The 12910-nt window shown below is 66.9% G+C and carries 11 protein-coding genes and 1 pseudogene; 6 read left to right on the forward strand and 6 right to left on the reverse strand.

The window, feature by feature from the left end:
• Window positions 1–4: 4 nt before the first annotated feature.
• On the reverse strand, window positions 5–952 hold the full coding sequence (locus ACYVLV_RS07560; RefSeq protein ID WP_460808937.1) for a cytochrome c biogenesis CcdA family protein: 948 nt from the start codon (window positions 950–952) through the stop codon (window positions 5–7).
• 50 nt (window positions 953–1002) lie between these two features.
• Window positions 1003–1551 (reverse strand): TlpA family protein disulfide reductase, encoded by a 549-nt coding sequence (locus ACYVLV_RS07565; protein ID WP_460808938.1) that lies wholly within the window; start codon window positions 1549–1551, stop codon window positions 1003–1005.
• A gap of 132 nt (window positions 1552–1683) precedes the next feature.
• Between ACYVLV_RS07565 and ACYVLV_RS07570 the strand changes: the two genes are divergently transcribed.
• The 3 genes from ACYVLV_RS07570 (at window position 1684) to ACYVLV_RS07580 (ending at window position 6175) form a co-directional block, all read left to right on the forward strand.
• A complete protein-coding gene (locus tag ACYVLV_RS07570) occupies window positions 1684–2958 on the forward strand; it encodes a bifunctional alpha/beta hydrolase/OsmC family protein (RefSeq protein ID WP_460808939.1) in 1275 nt (424 codons plus the stop codon).
• A gap of 89 nt (window positions 2959–3047) precedes the next feature.
• Window positions 3048–4637 carry a GMC family oxidoreductase gene (locus ACYVLV_RS07575; RefSeq protein WP_460808940.1) on the forward strand — a complete coding sequence of 530 codons (1590 nt, stop codon included), beginning with the start codon at window positions 3048–3050 and terminating at the stop codon, window positions 4635–4637.
• Window positions 4634–6175, forward strand: a complete 1542-nt coding sequence (locus ACYVLV_RS07580; protein WP_460808941.1) for an aldehyde dehydrogenase family protein — start codon at window positions 4634–4636, stop codon at window positions 6173–6175. Before ACYVLV_RS07575 ends, ACYVLV_RS07580 begins: the two co-directional genes overlap by 4 nt.
• Window positions 6176–6199: 24 nt before the next feature.
• Here ACYVLV_RS07580 and ACYVLV_RS07585 read toward each other — a convergent pair whose 3' ends face one another.
• Genes ACYVLV_RS07585 through trhA form a run of 4 tightly spaced genes read right to left on the reverse strand, consistent with a single transcriptional unit; the run spans window position 6200 to window position 8768 of the window.
• Entirely contained in the window at window positions 6200–7105 is a 906-nt protein-coding gene (locus ACYVLV_RS07585) for an alpha/beta fold hydrolase (RefSeq protein WP_460808942.1), read from the reverse strand.
• Between the two features lie 15 nt (window positions 7106–7120).
• The gene (locus ACYVLV_RS07590) at window positions 7121–7483 is read right to left on the reverse strand and encodes a thioredoxin family protein (protein ID WP_460808943.1); all 363 of its coding nucleotides are present in this window, start codon (window positions 7481–7483) and stop codon (window positions 7121–7123) included.
• 38 nt (window positions 7484–7521) lie between these two features.
• Window positions 7522–8016, reverse strand: coding sequence for a GNAT family N-acetyltransferase (locus tag ACYVLV_RS07595; protein WP_460808944.1), 495 nt, complete (start codon window positions 8014–8016; stop codon window positions 7522–7524).
• Window positions 8017–8024: 8 nt separating this feature from the next.
• Window positions 8025–8768 carry a PAQR family membrane homeostasis protein TrhA gene (gene trhA / locus ACYVLV_RS07600; protein WP_460808945.1) on the reverse strand — a complete coding sequence of 248 codons (744 nt, stop codon included), beginning with the start codon at window positions 8766–8768 and terminating at the stop codon, window positions 8025–8027.
• A gap of 93 nt (window positions 8769–8861) precedes the next feature.
• Between trhA and ACYVLV_RS07605 the strand changes: the two genes are divergently transcribed.
• The 3 genes and pseudogenes from ACYVLV_RS07605 to ACYVLV_RS07615 all read left to right on the forward strand — a co-directional run bounded on the left by ACYVLV_RS07605 (window position 8862) and on the right by ACYVLV_RS07615 (window position 12840).
• A complete protein-coding gene (locus ACYVLV_RS07605; protein WP_460808946.1) occupies window positions 8862–9635 on the forward strand; it encodes an isoprenyl transferase in 774 nt (257 codons plus the stop codon).
• A 243-nt stretch (window positions 9636–9878) separates the two neighbouring features.
• Window positions 9879–11782 (forward strand): annotated as a pseudogene (locus tag ACYVLV_RS07610) (PTS mannitol transporter subunit IICBA).
• The gene (locus ACYVLV_RS07615) at window positions 11782–12840 is read left to right on the forward strand and encodes a zinc-dependent dehydrogenase (RefSeq protein ID WP_460808947.1); all 1059 of its coding nucleotides are present in this window, start codon (window positions 11782–11784) and stop codon (window positions 12838–12840) included. Before ACYVLV_RS07610 ends, ACYVLV_RS07615 begins: the two are co-directional and overlap by 1 nt.
• The last annotated feature ends 70 nt before the right edge of the window (window positions 12841–12910 follow it).

Genomic DNA, 12910 nt, shown 5'->3' on the forward strand with positions numbered 1-12910 from the left:
CGCGTCAGACCCCCGGCGTCGTCGACGAGGGATCACGCGTATCCGCGGCGTCCGTGGAGGGTGCGGGGTCCACCGAGGGATGGAGACTGGCGCCAGGCCTGCGGGTCCGGCGCAGGGCGAGCACGCCCACGATCAGGGCGCCCGCGATGAGGGCCCAGCCGCCCGGCCCGACAGCAGCAACGATGTCGACGAGGAACTGCTGGACCCGGGCGGCGGCATCGATGATCGGGTCGTCCGGGTTCGCACCCGAGTTCACCCGCAACTCCCAGGCGCCGTAGTAGGCGACGTAGGCACCGGACACGGCGAGCAGGGCCCCGGCGACCCGAGGGGTCCAGCGTCCGGCTTTGCGCAGTCCGCTCACGGTGCCGGACGAAGCGAGGGCGGTCGCGATGGCAAGGGTGCCCACGACCAGACCCATCCCGGTCGCGTAGGCCAAGAACAGGACGATGCCTTCGAGGGGGGAACCGGAGCGGAAGCCGCCGATGACCACCGCGAGGAAGGGGGCGATCGTGCAGGACAGACTGGCGACGGCGTAGCTAGCCCCGAAGCCCGTCATGGACCAGAACGAGCGGGTGATGGGTCGAGCGCTCGGCGGTTTGCCCGGTCGTCCGGGACGGCGTAGCGCGGGGAGCTTCACGACGCGCCCGGCGAGCATCCAGACCCCCATCAGCGCCAGGGCGACCCCGAGAACGACCGTGAACCACGGCAGATGCTGTTGGACCTGAGCAGCCACCGGGGCTATGGCCAGGCCGAAGACGGCGAAGACTCCGGCGAAGCCCAGGGTCATCGCCCCGGTCAGCGTCAATGCCCGACCGACAGCGGCGCCTCGGGTGAGGTCGTCGTCACGCCCGATCAGCAGCGAGACGTAGGCCGGGAGAAGGGCGAAGCCGCACGGGTTGACCGCCGCCAGGAGTCCGGCGCCGAGCGCGACCGCAACCAGGCCGTCGAACACGGGATCAGCTCCCTGGGTGGACGTCGGTCATCAGCAGATCACCGGTCGTCTCAACCGACCAGGCCGGAGACCAGGCTCGAGAGTTCGGCGTCGTCCAGGTATCCCGAGGCCTGAGCGACACCGTTCGCATCCACCACGAGGTAGCTGCTCTGCGTGGTGACGCCGAAGTGGCGCCAGACCGCGCCGTCGGGGTCGTTGAGGTTGACCACGTTGGACGAGACATCTCCGGCGAAGTCCGCGATCGCGCCCTGGTCGTCCAGGGCACCCACGCCGATCACATTCACGTCGTCACCGAACGTGTCGGCCAGCGCGCTCACCCCATCGATCTGCGCCCGACAGGTGGGGCACCAGGGTGCCCAGAACCAGAAGACGGTGGGCGAGCCGGCTGTGGTGGCCGGGTCGAAGGGCTTCCCGGCGATGGTCTCGGCGGTGAAGTCCAGGTCGATGCCGTCGCCGCTCGCCGCGGCGGGGGCGACCTCGCCGCCGTCGGCGACGTCGCGGCTCGTGCTGGGGGCTGCTGCGTTGTCCACGCCTGCCGTGCCGCACGCGGTGAGAAGGAGGCCTGCGCTGAGGAGTCCGGCGGTGAGGAGTCGTCGCATTTCTCGAGCCTACGTCGTGGTCCCACACCCCTCCGTCGTCGTTTGCTTACCGATCGGTGACGTTCTGTGAACCCGACCGATGGGTGGCCGCGGGATTGATGGGCCGCTGGATGCGTTGGTTAGGTTCGTTGCATGACACCCACGACTCAGGGCCCCACCGGCGACGTGACGTTCCCAGGAGCGTTGGGCGAGACGATCCGAGGGACGGTGGACCGACCGGTGGGTCCTGTCCATGCGACCGCGATCTTCGCCCACTGCTTCACCTGCAGTCGCGAGTCGCACGCCGCGTCGAGGATCTCCAAGGCCCTGGCCGAGCGTGGGATCGCCGTCCTGCGGTTCGACTTCACCGGGCTCGGCACCTCCGAGGGGGAGTTCGCCGACACCTCGTTCACCAGCAACATCGGCGATCTCGTCGCGGCTGCGAAGTGGTTGGAGACGGAGATCGCCACCCCTCGTCTGTTGGTGGGCCATTCCCTGGGCGGCGCGGCGGTGATCGCGGCCGCGGGACAACTGCCTGAGGTCGAGGCGGTAGCCGTCCTCGGTGCTCCCGCCACTCCCGAGCACGTCGCGCACATCATCACGGGGTTCGACGAGGCCGAGCAGCCCGAGGGCGACGACGATCCGGTGATGTCGGTGAACATCGGGGGGCGTCCCTTCAACCTGCGTCGGTCGTTCCTGACCGACATCCGGGACGGGGACCAACAAGAGCGGATCGCCGCCCTGCGTCGCCCGTTGTTGGTGCTGCACTCGCCGAACGACCAGACCGTGGGCATCGACAACGCCCGCGAGATCTTCGAGGCAGCCCGGCATCCCAAGTCCTTCATCGCGCTCGATGGTGCCGATCATCTGCTCACCAACCGCCACGACGCGTCGTACGCCGCTGGGCTGATCTCGACCTGGGCGTCGAAGTACGTCGACCTCCCGGATGTGGAACTGGTCAGTTCGAGCCCGGCGGGACTCGACAGGCTGGGGACGGCCCCGCAGGAGGGAGTGCTGATCAGCGAGGCGGACCCGGCCGGGTTCACCCACCAGGCACAGACCCCCGAGCACGTGTGGTTGGTCGACGAACCGGCCTCCGTGGGCGGCGCCGATCTCGGACCCAACCCCTACGAGCACCTGCTGGCGGGACTCGGTGCCTGCACGTCGATGACCATGCGGATGTACGCCCGTCGCAAGGGCTGGGAGTACGGCGCCACCACGGTCACCGTCACCCACAACAGGGTGCACGCCGAGGACTGCGATTCCTGCGAGGCCGACTCGGGCATGATCGACGTGATGCACCGAGAGATCGTCCTCGACCCGGCACTGCCGGAGGACCAGCGTGCGGCCCTGCTGAAGATCGCCGACAAGTGCCCCGTGCACCGGACCCTGACCGGTCAGATCGAGGTCACGACCTCGTCGGTGTGAACCGCGCCGGAACTAATTGGCGAAGGGTTTTGTCCACGTCTGCGGACCACTCGCTGACAGCGTGACCGACGCCGGAGTAGGTTCTGCGCATGGGAGCCCAAGGTAGTGACACCTATGACTACGTCATCGTCGGAGCCGGAAGTTCGGGGGCCGTTCTCGCGGCCCGACTGACCGAGGATCCGGGCACGAGAGTTCTGCTCCTGGAGGCCGGGGGTGAAGCCGAGGCCGACGAGATCAGCATCCCGGCGGCGTTCCCGTCGCTCTTCAAGACCAAGTGGGACTGGAACTACTCCACGACCGAGCAGAAGCAGTTGCACAACCGCCGGGCCTACTGGCCGCGGATGAAGGCTCTGGGCGGGTGCACGTCGATGAACGCGATGATCTACATCCGCGGCAACCACGCTGACTACGACTCCTGGCGGGACCAGTACGGCGCTGCCGGTTGGGGGATGGACGACGTCCTGCCCCACTTCATCAAGGCGGAGTCGAACACGCGGCTCGGCGGTCCCTGGCACGGCGCCGACGGGCCGTTGCACGTCGAGGACCGCAGCTACACCCACGAGTTGAGCCATGCGTTCGTCCAGAGTGCCGTGGGTGCCGGGCTGAAGCCCAGCGACGACTTCAACGGGGCCGATCAGGAGGGCGCCGGTCTTTACCAGGTCACCTGCAAGTCGGGCCGCCGCTGGTCGACCAACGACGCCTACCTCAAGCCGGCCCGCTCCCGCCCGAACCTCACCGTGACGACGGGTGCCTTCGCCACCGGGATCGTGCTCGAGGGCGAGCGCGCCACCGGGGTCACCTTCCGACAGAGCGGCTCGACCCACACGGTGTCCGCGACCCGGGAGGTCCTGCTCGCCGGAGGCGCGATCAACTCCCCGCAGTTGCTGATGCTCTCGGGGATCGGCCCGCGCAACCACCTCACCGAGGTGGGGGTCGAGACCCGGGTCGACCTGGCCGGCGTCGGGGCGAACCTGCAGGACCACCCCGCCGTACCCATGTTGTGGCACACCCGGAACACCACCGACCTCGCCGAGGCGAGCAATCTGGTGAACCTGCTGAAGTGGAAGGCCCGGGGGACTGGGCCGCTGTCGTCGAACGTTGGCGAGGCGGGGGCGTTCTTCCACACCCGTGAGGGCCTGACCGCGCCGGACATGCAGATCCATGCCGCCCCGGCGGGGTTCTACGACAACGGGTTCCACGAACCGACCAGCCGCATGTTCACCGCCGCCCCGACCCTGGTGTCGGTCGCGAGTCGCGGTTCGATCCGGCTGCGGTCCAACGACCCGACCTGGCACCCGGCCATCGACGCGGCGTACCTCGAGGACCAGACCGACCTCGACGCCCTGGTGGAGGGATGCCGCCGCACCTGGGACATGTGCACCCAGGGCGCGGTCAGTGGCTATCTCGACCGCCCGTTCCACCTTCCCAGCAGCCCGACCGAGGACGACTTCGTCGAGCACATCCGCAACTGGGCGCAGACGCTCTACCACCCCACCTCGACCTGTGCGATGGGATCCGGTGAGGACGCCGTGGTCGACGCCTCCCTCAAGGTCCGCGGTGTCGAAGGCCTGCGGGTCGTCGACGCCTCCGTCATGCCGGCCGTCCCGCGCGGCAACACCAACGCCCCGACCATCATGATCGGCGAGAAGATCGCCGACGAGATCAGGAAGTCACGATGACCGCAGTAGACAACCGCCCCGACACCTCGATCGCCGCGCCGAAGGACACCGTCAACAAGGCCGGCACGACCTTCGACTCGATCAACCCCGCCACCGGGGACGTCGTCGGCACTCACGCGATCCACACCGACGAGGAGGTGCGGGCCGCCGTTGCCCGCGCCCAGGGCGAGGCCATGTGGTGGTCGCGACTGAGTTTCGACGAGCGCGCTGAGCACCTCAACACGTGGAAGTCGGTCATCACCCGTCGGATGGCCCAGTTGGCCGACGTGGTCCACCAGGAGATGGGCAAGCCGCACGCCGATGCGATGTTGGAGGCCGCGCTGGCGATCGACCACATCGCCTGGGCGGCGGGCAACGCGAAGAAGACCCTGGGCCGCCGCAAGGTGTCGTCCGGCCTGCTGATGGCGAACCAGTCCGCGACCCTGGAGTACGCCCCTTTGGGCGTCGTCGGGGTCATCGGCCCGTGGAACTACCCGATCTTCACCCCGATGGGCTCGATCACCTACGCCCTCGCGGCCGGGAACGCGGTGGTCTTCAAACCCAGCGAGTACACCCCCGGTGTGGGTGAGTGGTTGGCCGACACCTTCAACGAGGCCGTGGGTCGCCCCGTCCTCTCGGTGATCACCGGTCTCGGCGAGACCGGTGCGGCCCTGTGCCATGCGGGTGTCAACAAGGTCGCCTTCACCGGATCGACCGCCACCGGCAAGCGCGTGATGGCCGCCTGTGCGGAGACGCTGACCCCGGTGGTCATCGAGGCCGGGGGCAAGGACGCGGTGATCGTCGATTCGGACGCCGACATCGACGCCGCGGCCGACGCCGCCGTGTGGGGTGCTCTGGCGAACGCCGGTCAGACCTGCATCGGCGTCGAGCGGGTCTACGTGCACGAGCAGGTCTACGACCAGTTCGTCTCCGCCGTCACCGAGAAGGCCAAGGTGCTGTCGGCGACCGACGACCCGGCGACCAAGATCGGCCCCATCACCATGCCCAGCCAGGTCGGCGTGATCCGCAGCCACATCCAGGACGCGCTGGACCGCGGCGGTCGTGCCGTGGTGGGCGGACTCGACGGGGTCGGGGAGCGCTTCGTGCAGCCGACCATCCTGGTCGACGTGCCCGAGGATTCCACGGCGGTGACCCAGGAGACCTTCGGGCCGACGATGACCATCGCCAAGGTCCGCGACATGGAAGAGGCCGTCGCCCTGACCAACGCAACCGTCTACGGCCTGGGCAACACCGTGTTCTCCAAGAAGCGTGGGATCGAGATCGCCAGCAAGATCCGCTCCGGGATGACGGCGGTGAACTCGGTGATCGCCTTCGCCGCGATCCCGAGCCTGCCCTTCGGTGGCGTGGGCGACTCCGGTTTCGGCCGGATCCACGGTGAGGACGGGCTGCGCGAGTTCTGCTACTCCAAGGCCATCGCCCGCCAGAAGTTCAAGCCCGTGATGACGCTGACCTCCTTCAAGCGCACCGAGAAGGAGGACGGCATGCTCGCCACCGTGATGACGATGCTGCACGGCGGTAAGGGCACGATCAAAGACTGAGTCACCCCAGCAGGGTCGGCCGGATCAGGCCTCGGCGATGAACTCGGCGATCAGCCTGTTCACCTGATCCGGCTGCTCGAGGTGGAGGAAGTGGCCGGCTCCGGGGAGTCCCACCACACCGGCGCCCTCAGGCAGGACCGCGACCGCGCGTTGGGAGAGCTGCGGTTGGAAGCACCCATCGTGGAGGCCGTAGAGGTTGAGACTGGGCACGGTGGGGACCCCGGTCCACGTCGAGTGCCACCCGCGGTAGCGCTGGGGCATAGCCCAGAAGCGGGGGAGTGCGCGGTAGTAGCCGAGCGCCGAGGCTCGGTTGGCCGAGTCCGTCATCGCCTCGCTGAGGTGTGCCAGGTCGGTGGTGGCGTCATACCCGGGCGACCAGTCCTTCCACAACCGCCGGACGAGTCGGTCGAAGAATCGTTCGGGTAGCACCGGGAGTTGGTTGAAGACCGTGTACCAGGAGTTGCGGATCTGGCCCGGAAGCAGCAGGGCGAAACCGAGGGCGTCGGGTCGGATCGCCGAGATCGCCTCGAGCGGCGGCACCGCGAGGGTCACCACGGCCCGGTAGGGATTGTCCGGGTGAGCGCCCAGCCCGTTGGCCGTGATCGCGCCCCAGTCGTGCCCAACCAGCACCGAGCGGTCGTCACCCCCTAGCACCGCGTGCAGCGCCGCGGCGTCGGCCATGAGGGCGCCGACCTGGAAACATCCGTCGGCGGGGACGGCTGAGGGTGCGTAGCCACGAGTGAACGGAGCCACCACCCGGTAGCCGCGGTCGGCGAGGTGCGGTCCGAGGTGCCGCCAGGTCCACGCCGTGTCCGGGAAACCGTGCAGCGCGACGACCAGAGTTCCGTCCGTCGGTCCCCACGCCAGGGCCGAGAGGCGTACGTCGGGCAGGGACAGTTCGAGAACCTCCGGAGCAACCTCCACCGTCACCCTGCCTCGTCCTACCTACTTGCTCTGTTGCTCGACCTTGCGTCGCACCTTGTCCATGTCGAGCTCCTGCACGCCGCTGATCACCTTCTCCAACGACGCGGCAGCAAGTGCTCCGGGCTGGGAGAAGACGAGGATGCCGTCGCGGAACGCCATCAGGGTGGGGATCGACTTGATGCCGGCCGAGCCAGCCAGCTCCTGCTGCTCCTCGGTGTTCACCGATCCGAAGGTGACATCGGTGTGGGCCTCGGAGGCCGCTTCGTAGGTTGGTGCGAACTGCATGCAGGGGCCGCACCAGCTGGCCCAGAAGTCGACGAGCATGATGCCGCCGGCTTCGACGTGCTCGGTGAAGTTGTCCTGGGTGAGTTCAATCGTGGCCATGGGTCAACGGTAGCGGCCGCATCCCAGACCATGACGGGTCACACGGTCTCGGGCTCGCCCTCACCGAGAGAGAGCAGGGCCGAACCGTCCAGACGGAAGGTCGTCCACCCCTCTTGGGGCACCGCCCCGAGACTCTTGTAGAAGGCGATGCTCGGCGCGTTCCAGTCCAGGACCCACCACTCGACTCGGCGGTAGCCGCGTTCGACGGCGATCTGAGCCAGCCGGGCGAGCAGGGCGCGTCCAAGACCCGAGCCGCGGTGTTCGGGGAGGACGAAGAGGTCCTCGAGCCACAGTCCGTTGCGACCGGTCCAGGTGGAGAAGGTGACGTACCAGACGGCGATCCCGATCACCTCGCCGTCGACCACCGCGACCTCGCAGTGTGTGGTGGCGGTGCCCAGATCGGGGAACAGGACATGGTGGAAGTCCTGCTCGGTGGCTTTGACGGCCTCGGGTTCGCGTTCGTAGGCCGCGAGAGCGTGCACCAGTTCCAGGATGCGAGGCACGTCCGTGGGGCGCGCCTCACGGATGGTCATCGCGGTGTTCAACGCAACGCGTAGGTCGCCATCGAGATGCCGACGTAGTGGGTGGCGAAGGCCAGGATGGTGAAGGTGTGGAACACCTCGTGGAAGCCGAACCACTGTGGTGACGGGTTGGGTCGCTTCAGGCCATAGACGATCCCACCGGCCGTGTAGAGCGCTCCGCCAGCGGCGATCAGGACCAGCACGACGATGGCGAGGTTGGTCCCCAACCGGGCGTTCGCGCCGTCGATGAAGCCGGGGATGAAGAACACCGCCGCCCATCCGAGGCCCATGTAGAGAGGTGTGTAGAGCCACCGGGGGGCATCGGTCCACATGACCCGGAAGAACACTCCGAGGAGGGCGCAGGACCACACGGTGGTCAGCAGGACGACCCGCTGGGTGCCGTCGAGCAGCATCAGCGTCAGTGGGGTGTAGGAGCCCGCGATGAGGATGAAGATGTTCGCGTGGTCGAAGCGGCGGAGGAAAGCCCAGGTCCTCGGCGACCAGGTGCCGGTGTGGTAGATCGCCGACACGCCGAAGAGCATGAGGGCACTTCCGGCGAAGACCGCGGACCCCGTGCGCGTGCTCGCGGTAGGAGACAGGACGACCAGGACGATGCCGCCCGCGAGGGCCAGTGGGGTGAGCCCGAAGTGCAGCCACCCCCGCATCTTGGGCTTGATCTCGGCCATTTTTTCTGCGATAGCGTCAGAGACTGTCTCCAAGCCTGCACGCAGTGACTCGTTCGCCTGATCGATTGCCTTGCTCATGGACCGACTCTATCGGCCCCTCATGACCCCGTCGTAAAAACGCGGTGAACCTCACGCGAGCATCACAGCGGTTCGAAGCCTTACGATCATCCGGTGGGCGACTGGAAGCACGGATTGCGACGGGTGCTCTACCCGGCGTACGAGGCACGTGTGGTTCGCCGGATGCCGAACAACCTGCCCCAACACATCGGGGTGATGCTCGACGGGAACCGTCGCTGGGCCAAGGCCGTCGGGCGCGACACCGCTCACGGGCACCGGGCCGGCGCGGCGAACATCGAGCCCCTGTTGGGCTGGTGCGACGAGATCGGAGTCAAGGTCGTCACGCTGTGGCTGTTGTCGACCGACAACCTGAACCGTCCCGAGGCCGAACTCGCGCCGCTCCTGGAGATCATCACCGACGCCGTGGACGCCCTGGCACACCAGCGGCGGTGGAAGCTGCACCTGGTCGGTGCACTGGACCTCCTTCCCGGCGAGGCGGCCCAGCGTCTCAAGGCTGCGGCCGAGGCGACGGCCGATGTAGATGGCATGTGGGTCAACGTCGCGGTCCCGTACGGCGGTCGTCGAGAGATCGCCGATGCCGTGCGCTCGCTGTTGCACGAGCACGCCGAGAAGGGGACGACCCTCGAGGAGTTGGCCGGCATCATCGATGTCGAACACATCGCCGACCACCTCTACACCAAGGGTCAGCCCGACCCCGACCTGGTCATCCGAACCTCGGGGGAGCAGCGGTTGGGTGGGTTCCTGCTCTGGCAGAGCGCCAAGTCGGAGTTCTACTTCTGCGAGGCCTACTGGCCCGACTTCCGCAAGGTCGACTTTCTCCGGGCCGTGCGTGCCTACGCCGAACGCGAGCGTCGGTTCGGGTCCTGAGCGATCTCGCACGCCGGTACCCCCGGACGCCCTGAGGTAACGGGCCGCAAGAAGTACGCCGGTGGTGGGGGCCGCTTTGCTTCGGCATGCCCCCACATCGGTAACGATCTTCATTTATGTGCGTGAAGATCCTGCAAAGTTCTTGACTTCCAACCAAACGGGCAGATATAAAGATGCTCACAGATGTGGCGGGGGCCACATCGATCCCCTTGCGGGGATACTGACTTGATCGGAGATCACGCCATGGTTATGCCGGACGCACATATGAACAAGAACCTCGAAGGAGGCGGAGTTCGGGCGAAGGTCCAACGCTTCGGTGGCTATCTCGCGGGCATGATCATGCCCAACATCGGCGCCTTCATCGCCTGGGGACTCATCACCGCACTATTCATCCCCACCGGGTGGATTCCCAACGAGAACCTCGCGGAACTCGTCGGCCCGATGATCACCTTCCTGCTGCCCCTGCTCATCGCCTACACCGGTGGTCGCATGGTGCACGGACAGCGTGGTGCCGTCATCGGTTCGATCGCCACGATGGGTGTCATCGTGGGTTCGGAGGTGCCGATGTTCCTCGGCGCCATGATCATGGGCCCGCTCGCCGCCTTCTTGCTGAAGAAGGTCGATGACGCCATCCAGGACAAGGTTCCCACCGGCTTCGAGATGCTCATCGACAACTTCTCGCTGGGCATCCTCGGTGGCGCGCTGGCCATCCTGGGACGTCTGGGCATCGGTCCGATCGTGCAGGAGCTGGTCAACTTCCTCGGTGACGGGGTCGACATCCTGGTCGAGAACAACCTGCTGCCGCTTGCCTCGCTGTTCGTGGAGCCGGCCAAGGTCCTGTTCCTCAACAACGCCATCAACCAGGGCGTGCTGACCCCGCTGGGTGCCGCCGACGTCACCGAGTCGGGCAAGTCCATCCTGTTCATGATCGAGACCAACCCCGGGCCGGGCCTCGGCATCCTGCTGGCCTACCTCTTCTTCGGCCCGCGGTCGCTGCGTCCCACCGTTCCCGGCGCACTCATCATCCACTTCCTCGGCGGAATCCACGAGATCTACTTCCCCTACGTGCTGATGAAGCCCAAGTTGATCCTGGCTGCGATCGCCGGTGGCGCCTCGGGCGTCCTGACCGCAACGATCCTCAACGCCGGCCTGGTCTCGGTGCCGTCCCCGGGCAGCATCTTCGCCTACGCAGCGGTCACTCCTCGAGGTGGCTACATCGCCGTCTTTGCCTCGATTCTCATCGCCGCAGCGGTCTCCTTCGGAGTTTCCGCGCTGCTGATGGGCTTCGGTCGCTTCGAGAAGGACAGCGAACTGGTGACCCCGGAGAGCAACGTCACCGTCGGCACCTGAGCCGCTACCAACCCTTCAACCGATAGGAAACGCGATGCCTTCAGTCAACGGAAACGACGTCACGAAACTCATCATCGCCTGCGATGCCGGAATGGGCAGCAGCGTGATGGTGGCCAGCACCATGCGGAAGAAGCTCAAGAAGAACGGCGTCGAGGTCGTCCACTCGCCGGTCAACTCCATCCCGGCCGATGCTCAGGTCGTCCTGTGTCACGCTGGCCTGGCGGAGCGCGCCCGGTCGATCAACGCCGACGCGGTGGTGATCCCCTTCCAGGTGTTCATGGGTGACCCGGCTTTCGCGCTGGTCGAGAAGGCCATCAAGGAGGGCGGAACCCTTGAGTCCTGACGGGGCGGCAGAGATCCTGGGTCGCGACGCTGTCCGGCTCGGGCTGAGCGCCACCGATCGAGAGGATGCCCTGCGTCAGTGTGGGGAGGTCCTGGTCGAGATCGGTGCCGCGGGCCCGGAGTACGCCGCCGCCCTCCATGAGCGCGAAGCCTCGGTCTCGACGTACCTCGGGGAGGGAGTGGCCATTCCGCACGGCACCGACGCGAGTCGGGTGCACATCAATCGTGCGGCGTTGGCCTTCCTACAGTTCCCCGACGGTGTCGATTGGAACGGGCAGACCTGTCGGCTCGCCATCGCCATCGCCTCCAAGAGTGATGAGCACATCGGGATCCTCCAGTCGCTTGCCATGGTGCTCAGCGACTCGGAGGCAGCACAACGACTCCGTGAGACCACGGATGTCGATGAGGTCCTCAGGCTGCTCGCCGAGGACGATGAGAGTGAGGATTCAGACTGATGAAGGCCCTGCGTTTCTACGCTCCCGAAGACGTTCGTCTCGAGGAGGTGCCCGAGCCCGAGTGCGGACCGCTCCAGGTCAAGCTGAAGGTCAAGAACTGTTCGACGTGTGGCACGGACGTCAAGATCCTCCACAACGGCCATCAGAACCTCACGCCGCCCCGGACCATCGGTCACGAGATCGCCGGCGAGGTCGTCGAGGTCGGGTCCGAGGTCAACGACCACTACGGATCGAACTGGGCCGTCGGTGACCGGACCCAGGTGATCGCCGCTGTGCCCTGCGGAGACTGCTACGAGTGCAAGAAGGGTTGGATGGCGGTCTGCCAGAACCAGACGTCGGTCGGCTATCAGTACGACGGCGGCTTCGCCGAGTACATGATCGTCCCCGAGCAGGTTCTCAAGGTCGACGGCCTGAACCGGATCCCGGACAACGTCGGGTACGACGAGGCCTCCGCGGCCGAGCCGTTCGCCTGCGCGATCAACGCCCAGGAACTGCTGGACATCGAGGAGGGCGACACCGTCGTCGTCTTCGGCGCGGGTCCCATCGGGTGTATGCACATCCGGATCGCACGCGGGGTCCACAAGGCGGGCCCGGTCTACCTCGTCGACGTCAACGCCGAGCGACTGAAGATGTCCGCCGACGCCGTACAGCCCGAGGAGACGATCAACGGCTCCGAGGTCGACGTGGTGGCCCGCGTCATGGAGCTCACCGGCGGTCGGGGCGCGGACGTGATCATCACCGCGACCGCGGCCAACGTGACGCAGGAGCAGGCCATCGCGATGGCGGCTCGTAACGGACGGATCTCGTTCTTCGGCGGGTTGCCGAAGACCGACCCGACCATCACGTGTGACTCCAATGTCGTTCACTACCGTCAGTTGCACATCCACGGCGCCAACGGGTCCGCTCCCGAGCACAACAAGCGTGCCCTGGAGTACATCTCCACCGGGCAGGTGCCGGTCAAGGACCTCATCACCGAGCGCATCCCGCTGGAGCGTGCCTTGGAGGCCTTCTCGATCGTCCAGAAGGGCGAGGCCATCAAGGTCACCATCGAACCCTGATCGCCAGGCGCCTCGAGCGCCCGGTATGCCACGGCCCGGCTCACCCTTCCAGGGTGGTCCGGGCCGTTTC

This window comes from Nocardioides salsibiostraticola, from assembly GCF_054783655.1.

Excerpts from the sequence above, each read along its gene's own strand:
- ACYVLV_RS07565 (WP_460808938.1), bottom strand. The coding sequence starts at position 1,551 with ATGCGACGACTCCTCACCGCCGGACTCCTCAGCGCAGGCCTCCTTCTC.
- ACYVLV_RS07570 (WP_460808939.1), top strand. The coding sequence starts at position 1,684 with ATGACACCCACGACTCAGGGCCCCACCGGCGACGTGACGTTCCCAGGA.
- ACYVLV_RS07575 (WP_460808940.1), top strand. The coding sequence starts at position 3,048 with ATGGGAGCCCAAGGTAGTGACACCTATGACTACGTCATCGTCGGAGCC.
- ACYVLV_RS07580 (WP_460808941.1), top strand. The coding sequence starts at position 4,634 with ATGACCGCAGTAGACAACCGCCCCGACACCTCGATCGCCGCGCCGAAG.
- ACYVLV_RS07590 (WP_460808943.1), bottom strand. The coding sequence starts at position 7,483 with ATGGCCACGATTGAACTCACCCAGGACAACTTCACCGAGCACGTCGAA.
- ACYVLV_RS07595 (WP_460808944.1), bottom strand. The coding sequence starts at position 8,016 with ATGACCATCCGTGAGGCGCGCCCCACGGACGTGCCTCGCATCCTGGAA.
- trhA (WP_460808945.1), bottom strand. The coding sequence starts at position 8,768 with ATGAGCAAGGCAATCGATCAGGCGAACGAGTCACTGCGTGCAGGCTTG.
- ACYVLV_RS07615 (WP_460808947.1), top strand. The coding sequence starts at position 11,782 with ATGAAGGCCCTGCGTTTCTACGCTCCCGAAGACGTTCGTCTCGAGGAG.